Origin of the sequence: Corynebacterium sp. LK28 (assembly GCF_014335105.1) — a bacterium.
Classification (GTDB): domain Bacteria; phylum Actinomycetota; class Actinomycetes; order Mycobacteriales; family Mycobacteriaceae; genus Corynebacterium; species Corynebacterium macclintockiae.
Genome location: NZ_PDGZ01000014.1, coordinates 291,941 through 308,428 on the forward strand (window position 1 = coordinate 291,941; position 16,488 = coordinate 308,428).

Genomic DNA, 16,488 nt, shown 5'->3' on the forward strand with positions numbered 1-16,488 from the left:
GCTTAATTGTCGATACTGTCGATGCTGTCTACCTCCGGCAGCAACGGCGCCAGATCCGGCAGTTGATCCAGCGATTCAATCCCGATCTGTTCCAGGAAAAGCTCGGTCGTGGAGTACAGGTGTGCTCCGCCCTGCTCCCCTGTTTCGGCGATCAGCCCGCGCAGCGACAGGGTACGCATCACGCCATCGCAGTTAACGCCACGCACCGCCGCCACCTGGCTCCTAGTTACAGGCTGCCGGTAGGCCACCACCGCCAGGGTCTCTAGCGCGGCGCGGCTCAGGCGCTGCTGCGTGCCGTCCAGCAGCTTCGCCTCCACCACATCCGAGTTCGCGCGCCGTGTGTACAGCCGGAACGCCCCCTCGTGCTCACGGAGCTCAAAGCCGCTACCTCGGGCGTCAAACTCCGCCGCGATCTCGTGGAGGGTCTGCGCCACCTCGGCCTCGGGAACCGCACGCTCCTCGGTGGAAAGTACGCGGGCGAGCTCTGTGGGCGTCACTGCCTCATCGCTGACCAACAGCAACGATTCCACGCGGCTGCGCAGCACCGACACCTGCGGCAGCGGCGCGGGGTTGAGTTGTTCGCTCATGGTCTGTGCCCTCTCTGTCTTGTTTATGGACGCCTATTCCCAGTTGCTGGCCGCCACCACCGCCGGATCGACATCCAGCCCGGTCCAGGCCACCGACATGTCCTGCAGTGGCTCGGGCTGTTCAATGCCGATGGCGCGAGCCTTGTACAACTCCAAGAGTGCCAGGAAACGACCGACGACGATCATGTTCATCTCCGCATCGGCGATCAGGGCGCCGAAGGTCACCCACTTGTTTTCGCCAGCCACCTTGAGGGTATTAAGGATCCGCCCGGCCTGCTCCGGCACCGAGACCGCCACCTGGTGGATGTGGCCGGTATCCACGTGATCCGGTTTGGGGCGGAACACGGCGGCGGCGAGCTCAGCGAACTCGTCGGCGGTCTTACCGATCTTCACTTCCGGCAGCAGGTTCGCGTGGTGTTCCTCCAGCGACAAAGTGGCGGGATAGGAACGCGCGGCATCGCGCTGCCAATCGGAGAACAGGTTCGCCACCTGCTTGTAGGCGCGGTACTGCAGCAGACGGGCGAACAGCAGGTCGCGGGTCTCGAGCAGCGCGAGGTCTTCTTCGCTGTCGACCTCGCCCCGGGGCACCAGGCGGGCGGCTTTGAGATCCAGCAGTGTGGAGGCGACGACCAGGAACTCCGTGACCTCATCCAGGTCGTCCGCGCTGGAGCTTAGGCTCTTGGTGTAGGCGATGAACTCGTCGGTGACCTGTGCCAGGGCGATCTCGGTGATGTCCAGCTTGTGGGAGTGGATCAGCTGCAGCAGCAGGTCGAAAGGACCGTCGAAGTTCGCCAAGGCCACCCGGAAGCCGGTGATCTCGGGCTGCTCCGGCTGCGCGGACTCCGGAGCCAGCTGGCTAGATTTGCTGAGCGACGCGCTCAATGACTTCCTTCGCCAGGTTCGAATACTGCACCGCGCCCGAGGAACTCGGCGCCCAGGTGTTAATCGGCTCTCCGGCCACCGAGGTCTCCGGGAACCGCACGGTACGGGTGATCACGGAATCGAAGACCTTGTCGCCGAACGCTTCCACCAGCCGCTCCATGACCTCGCGGGCGTGGAGGGTACGCCGGTCGAACATCGTCACCAGGATGCCCAGCACCTCCAGCTTGAAGTTCAGCCGGTCGCGGACCTTATCCACCGTGTCCATAAGCAGAGCCAGTCCACGCAGCGAGAAGTACTCGGACTCCACTGGAATGATCACCGAGTCCGCACAGCTCAGCGCGTTGACGGTCAGCAGTCCCAGGGAAGGCTGGCAGTCGACGATAATGAAGTCGTAGTCGCGCATCACCGGACGCAGGGCACGGGCCAGGGCCTGTTCGCGTCCGACTTCGTTAACCAGCTGGATCTCCGCAGCCGACAAGTCGATATTCGCGGGAACGACATCCAGACCGTCGACGGGGCTGGAGTGGATGGCGTCAAGAATAGAGGCAGAAGAATCGACCAACAGGTTGTAAACCGTCACGTCGAGCTCATCGTGGCTAATGCCCAAACCGGCGGACAGTGCGCCCTGTGGGTCCAGGTCAACCAGCAGCACCTTGCGCCCGAACGCGGCCAGCGAGGCACCGATGTTGATCGTCGAAGTGGTCTTGCCCACCCCGCCCTTCTGGTTACACATCGCGATGATGGAGGCCGGGCCGTGGCGATCCAACGGCTCGGGATCCGGCAGCTCCTTGATAGGTCGTCCGGTCAGGCCGATGCGCTGATCGGGCTTATCAAACAACGCATCCGCGTGTGACTGTGAACGTGACATCGGCGATCCCGTCAAGCCCTTTCCCTTGATTGTTGTGTTTAGCCTTTAATTACACCCTAGAGATTATCAGGCACGCTAGGTGCGGGGGTGAGATGAGGCCCAAATCTCCCGCAAGTGCTCAGGGCTGACCTTGGTGTAGATCTGCGTGGTAGCCACGCTGGCGTGCCCCAGCAGTTCCTGCACCACACGGATGTCCGCGCCGCCTTCCAAAAGATGGGTGGCGAAGCTGTGGCGCAGGCTGTGTGGCGAGACATGATCCAGCCCCGCCGTCTCAGCCGCCTGCGAGACGATCTTGAAGCCCGATTGCCGCCCCAGTCGCGCGCCACGGTTGTTCAGGAACAGCGCCGGGCTGCCCTTCTTGTTCAGGCTCGGTCGCGCGCGCACCAGGTAGCGCTCCACCGCCTGCAGCGCGGGTCGCCCTAGCGGCACGATGCGTTCCTTACCACCCTTGCCGTGCACAAGCAGCATGCGCTGTTCGCGGTCGAGATCGTCGACGTCGAGGTCTAGCAGCTCTGTGATGCGGGCGCCGGTCGAGTAGAGCATCTCTAGCAGCGCACGGTCACGGATGTTTATTACTGACGCCCCGTCGCCCGCCGGCACCGCGTCCAGCAAAGCCTCTACCTGAGCCAGACTGAGGGCTTTCGGAATGGAGCCGCCCAGCGAGGGCGTTGGGACGTCCGCCGCCACGTCGAAGGGCAGGCGCCCGTCGGCGTGGGCAAAGGAGTGCAGGCCGCGGATCGCTGCCAGCGCCCGAGCGGCCGAAGATGCCGCGAGGTTCAGGTCCTTGCGCAGGTGGATGAGGTAATCCTCGATGTCCGTGGCCGTGACGTCCTGGAGCGACGTGTTGCCCAGCCACTCCAGGTAGCGGTCCAGGTCGCGCTGGTAGTTCGACAACGTGTGGACAGACACGTCGCGCTCGGTTTTCAGGTGCCGGATGTACGCCCGGCCGAGCTTCTGGTTCGCTTCGACGCTCAACGGAGGAACTTCATGTCTGTGCCGGGTTTGGCTTCCGCGCGGGCGGAGCGGCGTTCGGAGAGGCCCGAGTGGTAGTTGAAGGGTTCGGAGACGTCGCGACGGGTACCCGCCGCCAGGTGCAGCAGGGCGATGGTGGCGATGGAGTTTTCCACCACGCCCGTCTGAGCCCACTCGATAGCTTCGGGAATTGGCACCCAGCGGGTCTCGATCTCCGCTTCCTCGAACTCCGCTTCTGGCAGGTCGAAGTCGCTGAGGTCGTCGTCCAGATCTTCGGCCAGGTAAATGCGACACATTTCCTCGCTGAACCCCGGGGAGGTCACCACATCGCCCAGCAGGTGCCAGGAATGTGCACGCAGCCCAGCTTCCTCGGCGAGCTCGCGGCGGGCGGCCTTTAGGGGATCCTCCCCCACTAGATCCAGCAAGCCGGCCGGAATCTCCCACAGGTGCCGCCCCACGCCGTGGCGATATTGGCGGATCATCATCACGTGATTGTCGCGCACGGCCGCGACGGCAACGGCGGAGAAATGTTCAACGATCTCCCGCTTCGCCTCGCCGGTAGCGGTGGTGATCGTATCGCGTCGCACGCCGATGATCGGCGCATCCAGCAGCAATTCGCTATCGACGACGCGGTACGGGGTATTGTCGGTGCTCATGACTCCCCAGTCTAGGAGCGCTGGTCTAGGAGCGCTCGGCCTGGTGCTTCAACGCAGCGTCCACCAGCCCCTGGAACAGCGGGTGGGAACGGGTCGGGCGGGACTTGTACTCCGGGTGCGCCTGGGTGGCGACGAAATACGGGTGTACATCCTTCGGGTACTCCACAAACTCCACCAGGGTGCCGTCCGGGGAGGTGCCGGAGAACTGCAGGCCGGAGCCCTCGGTGATCTGCTCGCGGTATGCGTTATTCACCTCGTAGCGGTGGCGGTGGCGCTCCGAGACATCAGTGGTGCCATAGAGCTCCGCAACCAGGGAGCCTTCGGCCAGGCGCGCCGGGTAGGCGCCCAGACGCATGGTGCCACCCAGGTCAGCCTCACCCGAAACAGCCGCCTTCTGTTCCTCCATGGTGGAGATGACCGGGGTGGAGGCGTTGGCGTCAAACTCCGTAGAAGAAGCATCTTTCAGCCCCGCGGTGCGCGCAGCCTCAATGACGATGCACTGCAGGCCAAGGCAAATGCCGAGTAGTGGTAGCTTGTTCTTGCGGGCGTAGGTGATGGCGCCGATCTTGCCTTCGATGCCACGGTTGCCGAAACCACCGGGGATGACCACGCCGTCGACGTCCTTCAGAGCCTCGGCGGCGGCCTCTTCCGTCTCGCAGTCGTCGGAAGTAATCCACTTCACCCGGGCGCGGACGTTCGCGCCGAAGCCGCCGGCGCGGATGGCCTCGGCGACGGAGAGGTACGCGTCCGGCAAGTCGATGTACTTGCCGACGATGCCGATGGTGACCTCACCGTTGGGGTTGTGCACGCTTTCCAGCAGGCTGCCCCAGGTGGACCAATCCACGTCGCGGAACGGCAGGTTCAGGCGACGGATGATGTAGTTATCCAGGTGCTGGGAGTGCAGCACCTTCGGGATGTCATAGATGGAGGGGGCATCCGGGCAGGAAACCACGCCGTCCTCGTCCACGTCGCACATCAGGGCGATCTTGGCCTTCATGGCCTGCGGCACTTCGCGGTCGGCGCGCAGGACGATAGCGTCCGGCACGATACCGATGCTGCGCAGCTCCGCGACGGAGTGCTGGGTCGGCTTGGTCTTCAGCTCGCCCGACGGAGCCAGGTACGGCACCAGGGAGACATGGATGAAGGCGATGTTCTCACGGCCGGCCTCGTGGCGAACCTGGCGGATGGCCTCCAGGAAGGGCTGGGATTCGATATCTCCGACGGTGCCACCGATCTCGCTGATGACGACGTCCGGGGCCTGCCCGTTCTTATCCGGCTGTCCCATGGCCATCACCGCAGCCTTGATCTCATCGGTGATGTGCGGGATCACCTGGACGGTCTTACCTAGGAACTCACCGCGGCGCTCCTTGGCGATGACGTTCGAGTACACCTTGCCGGTGGTGACGTTGCCCGCGGCGGACAGGTTGCGATCCAGGAAACGCTCGTAGTGGCCGAGGTCCAGGTCGGTTTCCGCACCGTCCTCAGTAACGAACACCTCGCCGTGTTCGAAAGGATTCATGGTGCCCGGATCGACGTTGAGGTACGGATCCAGCTTCTGCATCGTGACGCGCAGGCCACGAGAGGACAACAATTGGCCCAGGCTAGCTGCCGTTAGCCCTTTGCCTAGTGAGGACGCCACACCGCCGGTGACGAAAATGAATTTAGTGCTGTTTTCTGCACGATTAGTGGCCAAGGCAACTCCCGAATCAACGACGCTTAACTTCGCTATCTACGGGGTTTCAGCCTAACACATGCCTATTCAGGCGTAGCATCCGACGCGTTTGCAGTGGCCCCGTAGTGCCCCGACTTCCCGTTCTTCTGCTGCGCCAGAGCGCGAATGGCGGCGATGCGTCCCGCGACGGTGTCCGCGTTGTCGACCGTGGAAACGGCCTCCTTCATGGAATTATCCGCGCGCACCTGGCCGATGGCACCGTTGTCTTCGGCACTGCCGGACTCTGCAGCCAGGACTGCCCCCTTCATGCGGGAGTCCAGCCCTGCCGCGAACTCCGCGGCGAACTTGGTGCCGTAATTGCCGTGGGCTTCGTCGTCGGAGGTATTCCCGCCAACGACCAGGGCCAGATCCGCAGGCTTCGGGGCCTCGCCCTGGTAGGCAATGAAGTCGTCGTTAGCCAGGGCACCGAGGGCGATTCCGCGATCCGTTTCGCTGGCTTCGTGCTCGCCAGCCGACAGTGCGGCGCCAAGCAGCTGTCCGGTGTGCATGCCTGGGGCAAGGTTGTCCTCCGACAACTTCGCACCAGCCGGCAGGGAGTTAGCTGCGATCGACTTCAGCGTGTCTCCCCCGTCCGAGCCGAGTGCCTTGTCCGTCAGCTCGATCACACCATTGACCTTGCCGCCGGCCATTTTGACGAGGTGCTTGAGGCTATCGACGTTGGCCTGGTCGGCGTCCGGAAGAACAAAAAGATCCACCGACGCACCGCGCAACAGGTTGCGCACCGCGGGGCCCGCGACCGAGCTCAAGACCTTATCGCTGGCGGCAGAGTTGCCCTCGGCCTTCTCGCGGGCAGCCTTCTCGTCCTTCAGCTTCTGTTCGGCGGAGGAATCCTTCGCGACCGGACCGCCCGGCACGTTCGGCGCAATGGCGAAAAAACCCAGTGCGGTGCCGACAGCGATACCGAAGCCCAGACCGGCGATGACCTTGCCGGTGGCTCCTGTGGAGTGCTTGCTCATGCTTGTCTTTCTAGCTCCCTGCTTTTCCTGGCTTACTTCTTAAACAGATCCTGCACGCTCAGTGCAAAGTTGTTCCAAGTGTCCACGAGGTTATCCACGAAGGAGCCGTCACCGGAGAAGCCGATGACCGCAACGATAACGGCCACGGCAACCAGAACGCCCAGCAAAGCCCAGATCCAGCCACCGCCAGACCGGGACACGCGGTAGAGCTCTGCGACGGCGGTGGAATCCACCAGGCGCGGCCCCACGCGCAGGCGCGACATCAGGGCAGACGGGGTCTCCGGCGACTGTGCCTGCTGGAATACGCGATCCAGATCCTCCACCTCGCCGAGGTTCACCACCATCGATGCTCCGTGGTAGTTGGCCAGTAGCAGAGCCAGATCAGTGGGATCCTGCGTGGCCGCAGGGAAAGTCATGGCGCCCACGCCCAGGTCCTGGATGCGCTCCAGGCCGACAGCGTGGCCATCCGGATCGGCGGGCAGCACGACGGTAGCGCCGCTGCGCAGAGCCTCGTTGGAGATCTTCTCCGGGTCGCCGATGATCACGTTCGGGCGGTAGCCCTCCTGGATCAGAATATCGGCTGCATTTTCCACGGCGACAATGATCGGCGAGTACTCGCGCATGAAGTACCGCAGGTCCTTGAGCTTCTGCTCAATCTGCGGATCCGGGCTGGCGACCAGCACCTTCCGGTCGTCCATGTCCACGTCGACGTCCGGGATGCCAAGGCCATCGACCAGCAGAGGAGCCTCGGAGCGGACGAATTCGGACATGTTGCCGGACAGGGCCTCCATGTGGTCGCCCAGGGCTTCGCGTGCATCCTCGAAGCGGCTGGAGGCGGTATCCATATCCAGCAGCTCTCCACCGCCTATGGAGCGATCGCCGTAGTAGACCTTGCCCTCGTCGACGCGCCCCTTCTTGCCGTTCTTAACCTTGGCAAGCAGGTCGTCGCCGGCGTTTTCGATAAGCAGGATGCCTTCGTCCAGCATCAACTGCGGACCGAAGTTGGGTACCTGCCCCGTGGTGAATTGGCGTGCGTTCACGACGGCGGCAACGCGAGCGTCGATGAGCTTTTGGCAGGTGGCACGGCTGATGTCGGCCTCGTCGACAATTGCGATGTCGCCCTCGGAGATCTTAGCCTTGGTTAATCCCTTGGGTCCGGTGAGGTCACGGGTGGCGCCGTTGATTCCGGGCTGGTCAGAACGGGAGAAAATCATGCCCACCATTGTGGTGTTCATGTGGCCTGTGTTGCGTTAGGCGCGCCGGTAGACGGCGGTTTTCCTCTTTCTTCTCCCGTTGTGCCGCAGCCGCCTAGCGAATCACCTTCCGCACGGTCTGGCGCGCAGCCTGTCCCGCAGTCTCTTCGTGCTTCTTCCGCCCGCGGTTCTTTCCCTTGCCGGAAATCAGCGGGTCTTCCCCACTGAGGAACAAGCGCCGGAAGTACGACCGATCCTGCTTGCTGTAAGTCACCGCCCCGCCGCGCAGGCCGCTCTTTGCCCCGTTGCCGGCCCGGCCGCCTGCCGCGCCCCTGCCCATCATTGTTGACGCCGCACTTCCCCCGCCCCGCATTCCAGCGCCGCCCTTCGCGGAACCAGAGTTGTGAGGCGCTCCGACGATTCCCTTGACGGACTGCGGAGCCTTTGCAGGTGGGGAATCGACGGGAAGTGGGCGGACGTTCTGCGAGTTGAGGCTGCCAGGCAGACTTGGGCGTGGGGCCGTGCTGGAAGTATTGCGCAAGGTTCCCTGCTGTGCCCCGCCCCTGGCGTGCGCACCTGCGCTGGCACCTGAACCGTAGCCCGCGCCCGTGCCTGCACCGCCGAAGCCTGCACCGCCGAAGCCCGCACCGCCGTTGATCGCATTCGCGCGCCCAAAGCGATCCTGGGCGTTGATCAGCGTGCCAGGAGTAGTTGCACCGGCATTGCTGTGCGGGCTAGCAGCTAACCCTTGCGCAGGTGCCGCTGTTGTCACTGTCGTGGGCGGTACCGCTGGCGCGTTGGGGCTAACTGCAGGTGCATGGGGTGCTGCTGTCGCTGCCGCGGGCTGGATTGGTTGCGGCGCAGGCGATGGTGAGTGCAGCGTCCCCGGCACGCCTGCGGGCTGCGTTGGTGCGGTTGCGGCAGTGGGCTTCGGAGCGTTTGCCGCCGCCGTTGCAGCTTGCTCCCCGTGCGCGGTCGCGCTGGCCGGGGCAACGGCGTTCGTCTGGCCGTTGATCTGCGAGACCTTGGGTTGTGCGGAGGCGGTGGAGACGGTGGAGGCGTCCAGACCTCCCCCACCCGTGTGCCCAACAATCGGTACGCCTAGGTTGGAAACCGGTGGGCGGACGAGCTCCAGGGAGGGTTGCAGGTGGGTGGATACGTAGTTGGAGACGGCAGCCTGTTCGGCGAGAAGTCGGTCGGCCGGGTCCGGGATCAGCGAAGTGGTTGCTTGGATTGCTTCCAGAGCGTTGAGGTTGCTGCCACGGATAACCGGGAACTGACGGACTGACTTCGCCATTGCGGTGGTATTTGCGGCGACTACGACTCCGGTCTTGTGTACGTCGTCGATCGCCTGGCGTGCCATATCGAAGGAGAACCCTTCGGAGGAACTGGCGAGCCCCGACGAGGCGCTCTTGAGGTCATCCATCGACGTTTTCAAAGCTTTGGCCGCGCTTTCCCAAGAGTCTGCGGCAAAAAGCGGTGCTGAGTCGTCGGCTTGGAATGCGGCAATGAGGGACGCCAATGGCATGGTCGCTTCCGCCGCGGTAACCGGTGTGTTGTACAGCAGGTTGTCGATCGTTCGGGCGTCTCGAGTCGGAATAAAAAACTTCCGAACCTCCTTGTCAGCGACAGACACTTCGGAGCTCACTTGGTCAAAAGACTTGCCATTGAAATGCTCCTGAATATCCAGTCCTACTAGCTGATTGCTAAAAACTTCTTGAAGCCAAGCGATATTCGATTTCATGATATCGAGAACATTGACCGCAGAGCCCGATTGACCTACCCAAAAAGATTGATGTTGGGAAAACGCCACAGTCATCGATGGAACTTTGGTGTAACTACCGCTTCCCTTACCTATAGAATCCAGTTTCTTAAGCGCCCCTGCTGCCGAACGTAGACTCTGTCTAACCCTTTTTAGTTCCGAAATATCAAACTTTAACATTCCCCACCCTCCCAAGCTTATAGCTCGGCTATATTATCAAAGATCTGAAAGAAATATTCTGAGTATCTACATTTGTCTAAAACAGCGTCTTTTGGATTCCATGACACGTTTTCTACATTAAAATTTACACCATCTATACTTTGAGCAATCGCACATTCCTTTTCGTTACCCTTTGAATTCTCCACTGTAACAACATCGTCTCGATGCACTTTGTAGGAAACATCACTCTTGAACTTTTCAATTGGACGTGCAGGATCTAAAACAACATGGAACATTCGCTCCAAGAAGGCTCCCTCCACCCCCTGCACTTCAAAGAAGTCACAACTATAATCGAAATAGTTCTCGATCGAACCCTCACGCTCAAATCCTATTTCTTTCAATCGATTAACTACTTGCTGATCGCAAATATCTGGAAGTCCGGATAAATTGCTTTTGTATCCTTTATTCGTTAACTTCGGAAGCTCGATTCGGTCATTAACAAACCTCTGCGATTTCCAGACGTAATGCTCCCAAGGATCCTCCGGCTCAGTCTCGAACCACATTCCCTTGTGCCCTTCAGGTTTTAGCACACGTCCGTCCCCCTGCACCTCGCCCGAGCCTGGGTTATCCACAGAGGACTCGCCTGTGGATAACCCATCTGCTTCAGCAAAAGCACCGTTCAGGGGCTGTTCCGCCTCTCCCGAACCGCAAGCCGCCACCGCAAAACCAAAGAAAATTAAAAACACACTTGCCGCTAGACGCTTCATCAGAAATCCCCCTCGCATACCGCACGCTTGTCGCCACGGGCGCGTGCTCCCCCTTCAACACTGCACCACTGTAGCGCCGATCACACCGCTGCGCGCGGGGTAGCTCCAAAAAAGAATTTAAACTGCTCCGACCGTACAGCCCACTATGCCCTCAGAGCAGCCTTCGCCTCCGTGGCCATCTCCATCAGCTCTTCCGCGTGCGCCCGCCCCGTCTCAGATTCCAAACCCGCCAGCATGCGCGACAATTCCTCCACCCGCTCGGCCTCATCAAGCGTGCGCACAGAAGAAGTTACCGAGTCGGCCGACGTCGCCTTAGCCACGTACACGTGGGCGTCACCAAACGCAGCGACCTGAGGCAAGTGAGTCACCACAATGACCTGATTATCGACCGCCAGCTTCGCCAGACGGCGCCCGATCTCCACAGCGGCTTTACCGCCCACACCAGCATCGACCTCGTCGAACACCATCGTCCGACCGCCATCCGTGCCTGCGGCCAGCACCACTTCCAGCGCCAGCATCACGCGCGACAGCTCACCACCAGAGGCCGAACCCGCCAGCGGATTGACATTTCCGCCCTGCACCAGCTGGAACTCAACCTCGTCGATACCGTGCAGCCCAAGGTCATCCGGCTTCTCGCTGACACGCCGCACATCCACGCGGATCTCAGCCGACATGTGCAGGCCCCGGATCTCTTCGGTGACAGCCTTTGAAAATTTTTTGGACGCCCTCACACGCGCCTTCGACAGCTCCTCCGCCACGTTGCGCGCAGCATCCTGTGCAGAGGCGACCTGATCCTGCAGCTTCTGTAGCGCTTCATCGGAAACGTCCATCGATTCCAAACGCTGGCGAGCCTGCTCACGCCACGCCAGCGCCCCATCGACGTCCACGGCGTATTTGCGCAGTTCCCGCAGCTGGGTCTGGCGCTGCAGCAGCCCGTCCAGCTCATCGGGGTCGGGCACGTCCAACAGCGCCTGGCCAACCTCAGAGGAAATGTCGGCCAGCAGCACTCCAACCTCGCTCAGGCGATCAGCCAGCTCGGACAGATTCCCGCCTTCGCCTTCCATGTCCGTCAGACTGGATAGCTCGTTAGCTGCCTGGGAAACCAGCGAACTGGCACCTTCGGAATCGCCGAAGTCATCGCCGGCCACCATTCCATCCATACCGTCCAGCGCTGCCTGCGCCCGCTGCAACCCCGCGCGGATATCATCGGCGGCCTGCAGACGCTTGATCTGCGCCTTGACCTCCACGTCCTCCCCGGGCTGCGGGTCGATCTCGTCGATAGCCTCCACAGCTCGTTGCAGGGTCTCGCTTTCCAGGGCCAGGTCGCGCCGCGCCTCCATGCGGCGCTGCAGATCCTTGGCTAGGCGCAGCCACTCGGCGCGACGGGCCTGGTATGCGGCAACCTTCTCTCCCAACCCCGCATAGTCGTCGAGCGCGGCGAGCTGGCGCACCGGATCCAGCAGACGCAGCTGGTCGTTCTGCCCATGGATGGTGATGACGTGGCCGGCGAACTCCCCCAGCACGCCCGCTGCCACCGTCTTACCCGCCAGGTGCGCGCGAGAACGCCCCGTAGCGTTCACTGTGCGGGAGGCTATAACCTCGCCCTCGTCGCTGTAACCGCCGACTTCTTCGACCAGCTCCGCAACCGCCGCGGAGTCGGTGGAGAAAATGCCTTCCACGCTGGCCTTATCAGCACCGTTGCGAACCCGCGACGGGTCCGCGCGGTGGCCGGAAAGCAAGCGTAGGGAGCTGACCACCATCGTCTTACCCGCACCGGTCTCACCGGTGACAACGCTCAAGCCCGTGGAAAACTCCGCCGTCGCTTCCTCGATCACACCGAGGTTGCGAATGTGTAGTTCGTGCAGCATTACTAGTGGCGCGGTCCCCTCCAGCCCGTCACAGGCAGGCGGAACTTGTGTACCAGCCGGTCGGTAAACGGTGCGGAATCCAGGCGCACCCAACGCACGGGCTGCGGACCACGGCGAATCTCCACGCGCGCGCCCGGAGGCATGTGGATCTGGCGGAAGCCATCCATCACCACGGTCGCCGGGGAGGTCGAAGGGTTCGTCTCCACCGCCACCATCGAATTCGGGGAGACCACCAGCGGGCGGCTAAACAACGTGTGCGCGTTGCTGGTCACCACCAGAATCGCGTCCAACTCCGGCCACAGAACTGGGCCACCTGCGCTGAAGGCGTAGGCGGTGGAGCCGGTGGGCGTCGATACCAAAACACCGTCACAACCGAACGAAGATACAGGGCGCTTGTCGACCTCCAGGATCGTATCCAGCACACCTTGGCGGTTTAGGTTTTCCACGGAGCACTCGTTCAGCGCCCAGCCAGTGCCCAACACGCGACCATCCATGTCGCGGGCAGTAATGGACAGGGTCATGCGATCTTCGATGCGGTAGTCGCGGTCGATGACGCGGTCGACGGCCTCCTGCAGGGATTCCTGCTCCCACTCCGCCAGGAAACCGATGTGGCCCATGTTGATGCCCAGCACCGGCACGTCCGCTGAGTGCGCAATGTCGGCGGCGCGCAGGAAGGTGCCGTCGCCGCCCAAGACGATCACCATCTCCACGCCAGTGGCGGCTTCCTTGGTGTGGCCGTAGCGCTTAAATCGCCCCAGGACCTCGTGCCGAGCGACCGGGGCAGGGTCCGCGGTAGCCATGACGCGCACGTTGATCCCGCCCTTTTGCAACCTAGACGCAGCCTCCGCCGCCAGGCCCAGATTCTCGTGAACACCGGTGTGCGCAACTAGCAGAACCTCGCGTTCTGTTTGCTTGCCCGCGTCCTGGTCAGTTCCCGGGTTGGTCACTGCGGGCCCTCCTTAATGGCGGTTGCGATCATCTGGTCCAGGCCGTCAAAGTCAGCCTCTGTATCCATGCTAGGCGAGTCTTTGACCAGCCACAGAAAATACTCCACATTGCCGCTCGGTCCCGGCAGCGGGGAGGCGACGACGGCCTTCGTCTTCAGACCATACTTCATCGCCTCGACAGCCACCTGACGGGTCACTTCTGCCCGCAGTTCCGGGCTGCGCACAACGCCGCCGTGGCCCAGCCTGTCCTTGCCGACCTCGAACTGGGGCTTCACCATCGGCAGCAGGTCGCCGCCTTCCTTCACGCACGCGGCCAGAGCGGGCAGCACCAGGCGAATAGAAATAAAGCTCAGGTCGCCGACCATCAGATCAACCTGCCCGCCGAGTGCCTCCGGAGTAAGGGTACGCACGTTCGTCCGGTCCATCACGTCCACACGGTCGTCGTTCTGCAGGCGCCAGATCAGCTGCCCATAGCCAACGTCCACAGCCTTGACCTTCGCCGCCCCGCGGTCCAGGCACACGTCCGTGAATCCGCCCGTCGAGGCACCGGCATCCAACACCGTCTTGCCTTCCACGGAAAGTCCTTGGGGTTCGAAAGCCGCCAGAGCTCCCAGCAACTTGTGTGCGCCCCGGCTGGCCCAGCGGTCATCCTCCGACTCCGCAACCTTGATGGAAACGTTGCCGTCGACCCCGCTGGCCGGCTTCTTTGCCAGCATTCCATTGACGGCTACTCGCCCGGCCTTGATCATCTCCTGCGCGTGCTCGCGGCTGCGCGCGATCTTCCGCGCTACCAGCTCTGCATCCAGGCGCTGCAGCTTGGCTCCTCTTTTCGCCACTAGCGCTCGCCCCCGAGCGCCTCGTTAACCACCCTGTGAGCTTCTTCCAACACGGCAGCTTCCTCCGCGCCGTGTACATCCCGTGCGAGTAGCTCGTCGACGGCCTGTGCCAGCTCTTCTTGTTGACGCCCACTGTCCCCCGACAGCATCGAAGGTTTCGGTTGCCCCTCGCCCACTTACTTCCAACCTCCCAGGGCCTCCACGGCCTGTGCATCTGCACCTACAAAGTCGATATCAGCCGCGCACGCTACCTGAGTGATCTGCGGGTCGTCGATAAGCTGCCACGCCAAGGGCGCTGCGACGGCCAGAGCTTCGGCAGCCATGACCTCCACGTCGCCCAGTTCACCGGCCTCCACGCGGATGGTTGCGCTGCTCGGTTCCACGCTTGCGGACCAGCCGGGCAGGTGGTCGCGTAGATTGCCGGCGATAAACGTCGGTCGGTGGGACGAGGGGGCGTCAATAATATCGGTATGGGTAGACACCCCAGTGACGGTGCAGAGAGTATCCATGCCCGCGGCGTTACCACCAGCGATGTCGGTATCCAGGCGATCGCCGACGGCGAGGGGCTTCGTGGAGCCAATGCGGTGTGCAGCAACCTCGAACATCGCGGGGCCAGGCTTACCGGCAGACTTAGGCTTTACGCCAGTAGCGGAGGTGACAGCGGCAACCATCGAACCGTTGCCGACCATGAATCCGCGCTCCGAGGGCAACGTGGTGTCCAGGTTCGAGGCGAAGTATCGTGCGCCGCGCTGGATAGCCAACGCGCCTTCCGACAGGCGAGCCCAGTCGTTATCCGGACTGTGCCCGTGGAATACGACATGCGGGTGGTCATCGGCGGTGTCCGTCAGCGCAAAGCCCGCGTCCGCAACCAGCTGCTTAAAGGAATCGTGGCCGATGACGTACGCGAGCGGGCGTTCGACTTCTGCTTCCGCGATGTACTGCTTGCCCAGATCACAGGCTGCCATGGCGGAGGTCACCACGTGGTCCGCGTCGGCGGCAAATCCCATGGACTGCAGGTGCTCAGCTACCTGCTGGGGTGAGCGCGACGCGTTGTTGGTGACGTACATGACCTGGCGGCCTTCCAGTCCCTCGGCTGCGCCGGGGATTGGGGTGTGGCCAGAAAAGACGGTGCCGTCAAGGTCGGCTAGCAGGGCATCGTAGTTGTCCAGCAGCGGGTGGGCCATGGGTCACTTATCCTCGTCCGGTTCTACGCCGAGCTCTGCCAGACGATCCGGAACGTCGAGGATTTCCTCGGTATCCATTTCCTCTGCCCGGCGGAACCATTCGATGGCCTCGTCCTTGCGCTCTGCGGTGGCCAGCGCGTCGGCATAAGCATAGAAGAGACGCATACGGGTTACGTCGGGCGCGTCAGCGTTATCCAGCTGTGCTTCCAGCGCTAGCAGGGCTTCTTCCGGGTGGTCGAGGTCTTGGTGTGCACCAGCAACGACGATGGCCAGCTCTGCCTTCGATTCGGCATCCAGCTGGTCGGCCTGCGGGTCGTTAGCTACTTCTAGGGCCTTCTCCGGCTTGCCGAGTCCACGTTCCGCGTCCGCCAGCACAGGCAGCAGCCCGGGGCCGCCGGCCATGCGACGGGCCGCGCGGAGCTCCGCGATGGCTTCCTTCCATTCACCTGCGTGGTAGGCGACGATGCCACACGTTTCGCGGGCTACGGACACGCGCCCAGCGCGATCCTTCGCAGCGCGGGCGTGGGCAAGGGCCTTGTCCGGATCATCGTCCAGAAGCGTAGCGGCCATAATCAGGTGCTTCGCCACCATGTCCGCGTTGTCCTTGGAAAGGCTGCGGAGTTCCTGGCGTACGGACGGGTCGAGTTCCTTGGGGTCGAGGTCGTTCGGGACGTCGGGTTCGTTCAGGCGCTTGTTAAGCCGCTCTTCGCGGTAGCCAGCGCGCTGCGGGCCGCTGTGGGGTCCGCGTTGGGTTTCCCAGTTGGAGCCGCCGCGCTTCTTGTTGGAGTTGCGGTTGGGGCGTCCGCCACGGTTGGGCTTGAACCCGCCCTTGTTTCGGAACTTGCCATCCCCCTGCGGGCGGCCGCCGCGACTGCGATTGTTATCTGAATGCTCAGCCATGCTTTGGGGTGCACCTTCCATTTTCGTTGTTCAGTGAGCTTTCCGGCTCGCCTATTAAACCTTATCAATCCTAGTTACCAGGAACGCTGTAGCGCAATGTTGCTGCTTTTGTTTATTGACGCCTCTAGCCCCAGCGGAAGGACGTTCAGACATACAAAAACGAGGTGTGGGTTGCTGTAACCTTTGAAAGGCTACAACGACCCACACCTCGTTTATCTA

General features: G+C 62.4%; 16 protein-coding genes. All 16 read right to left on the minus strand.

Annotated elements, in window-relative coordinates; all coding sequences use genetic code 11:
• Positions 1 to 2 precede the first annotated feature (2 nt).
• Positions 3 to 587, minus strand: a complete 585-nt coding sequence (gene scpB / locus CRD15_RS09485; RefSeq protein WP_187402403.1) for an SMC-Scp complex subunit ScpB — start codon at positions 585 to 587, stop codon at positions 3 to 5.
• 33 nt (positions 588 to 620) lie between these two features.
• Positions 621 to 1,469 (minus strand): ScpA family protein, encoded by an 849-nt coding sequence (locus tag CRD15_RS09490; protein ID WP_370547005.1) that lies wholly within the window; start codon positions 1,467 to 1,469, stop codon positions 621 to 623.
• Positions 1,444 to 2,337 carry a ParA family protein gene (locus tag CRD15_RS09495; RefSeq protein ID WP_005294544.1) on the minus strand — a complete coding sequence of 298 codons (894 nt, stop codon included), beginning with the start codon at positions 2,335 to 2,337 and terminating at the stop codon, positions 1,444 to 1,446. Before CRD15_RS09495 ends, CRD15_RS09490 begins: the two co-directional genes overlap by 26 nt.
• Before the next feature lie 75 nt (positions 2,338 to 2,412).
• Positions 2,413 to 3,312, minus strand: coding sequence for a tyrosine recombinase (locus CRD15_RS09500; RefSeq protein ID WP_187402404.1), 900 nt, complete (start codon positions 3,310 to 3,312; stop codon positions 2,413 to 2,415).
• Positions 3,309 to 3,965, minus strand: a complete 657-nt coding sequence (locus CRD15_RS09505) for an NUDIX domain-containing protein (RefSeq protein WP_043012076.1) — start codon at positions 3,963 to 3,965, stop codon at positions 3,309 to 3,311. Before CRD15_RS09505 ends, CRD15_RS09500 begins: the two co-directional genes overlap by 4 nt.
• Positions 3,966 to 3,990: 25 nt before the next feature.
• The gene (locus CRD15_RS09510) at positions 3,991 to 5,658 is read right to left on the minus strand and encodes a CTP synthase (protein WP_034981885.1); all 1,668 of its coding nucleotides are present in this window, start codon (positions 5,656 to 5,658) and stop codon (positions 3,991 to 3,993) included.
• Between the two features lie 62 nt (positions 5,659 to 5,720).
• Entirely contained in the window at positions 5,721 to 6,653 is a 933-nt protein-coding gene (locus CRD15_RS09515) for a copper transporter (RefSeq protein ID WP_187402405.1), read from the minus strand.
• Between the two features lie 32 nt (positions 6,654 to 6,685).
• Positions 6,686 to 7,888, minus strand: coding sequence for a putative cytokinetic ring protein SteA (gene steA / locus CRD15_RS09520; RefSeq protein WP_080716768.1), 1,203 nt, complete (start codon positions 7,886 to 7,888; stop codon positions 6,686 to 6,688).
• 73 nt (positions 7,889 to 7,961) lie between these two features.
• Positions 7,962 to 9,590, minus strand: coding sequence for a hypothetical protein (locus CRD15_RS09525; RefSeq protein ID WP_255463820.1), 1,629 nt, complete (start codon positions 9,588 to 9,590; stop codon positions 7,962 to 7,964).
• Between the two features lie 215 nt (positions 9,591 to 9,805).
• Entirely contained in the window at positions 9,806 to 10,534 is a 729-nt protein-coding gene (locus tag CRD15_RS09530; RefSeq protein WP_187402407.1) for a hypothetical protein, read from the minus strand.
• Positions 10,535 to 10,677: 143 nt separating this feature from the next.
• Positions 10,678 to 12,402, minus strand: coding sequence for a DNA repair protein RecN (recN, locus tag CRD15_RS09535; RefSeq protein WP_187402408.1), 1,725 nt, complete (start codon positions 12,400 to 12,402; stop codon positions 10,678 to 10,680).
• A 2-nt stretch (positions 12,403 to 12,404) separates the two neighbouring features.
• Entirely contained in the window at positions 12,405 to 13,349 is a 945-nt protein-coding gene (locus tag CRD15_RS09540; RefSeq protein WP_034967668.1) for an NAD kinase, read from the minus strand.
• The gene (locus CRD15_RS09545) at positions 13,346 to 14,185 is read right to left on the minus strand and encodes a TlyA family RNA methyltransferase (protein ID WP_187402409.1); all 840 of its coding nucleotides are present in this window, start codon (positions 14,183 to 14,185) and stop codon (positions 13,346 to 13,348) included. The genes CRD15_RS09540 and CRD15_RS09545 overlap by 4 nt, the downstream gene beginning before the upstream one ends.
• A complete protein-coding gene (locus tag CRD15_RS09550; RefSeq protein WP_168163088.1) occupies positions 14,185 to 14,361 on the minus strand; it encodes a hypothetical protein in 177 nt (58 codons plus the stop codon). Before CRD15_RS09550 ends, CRD15_RS09545 begins: the two co-directional genes overlap by 1 nt.
• Positions 14,362 to 15,369: an HAD-IIA family hydrolase gene (locus CRD15_RS09555; RefSeq protein WP_187402410.1), complete on the minus strand. Its 1,008-nt coding sequence runs from the start codon at positions 15,367 to 15,369 to the stop codon at positions 14,362 to 14,364. It lies immediately after the preceding gene.
• Between the two features lie 3 nt (positions 15,370 to 15,372).
• Entirely contained in the window at positions 15,373 to 16,269 is an 897-nt protein-coding gene (locus tag CRD15_RS09560) for a hypothetical protein (protein WP_043012069.1), read from the minus strand.
• Between the last annotated feature and the right edge of the window lie 219 nt (positions 16,270 to 16,488).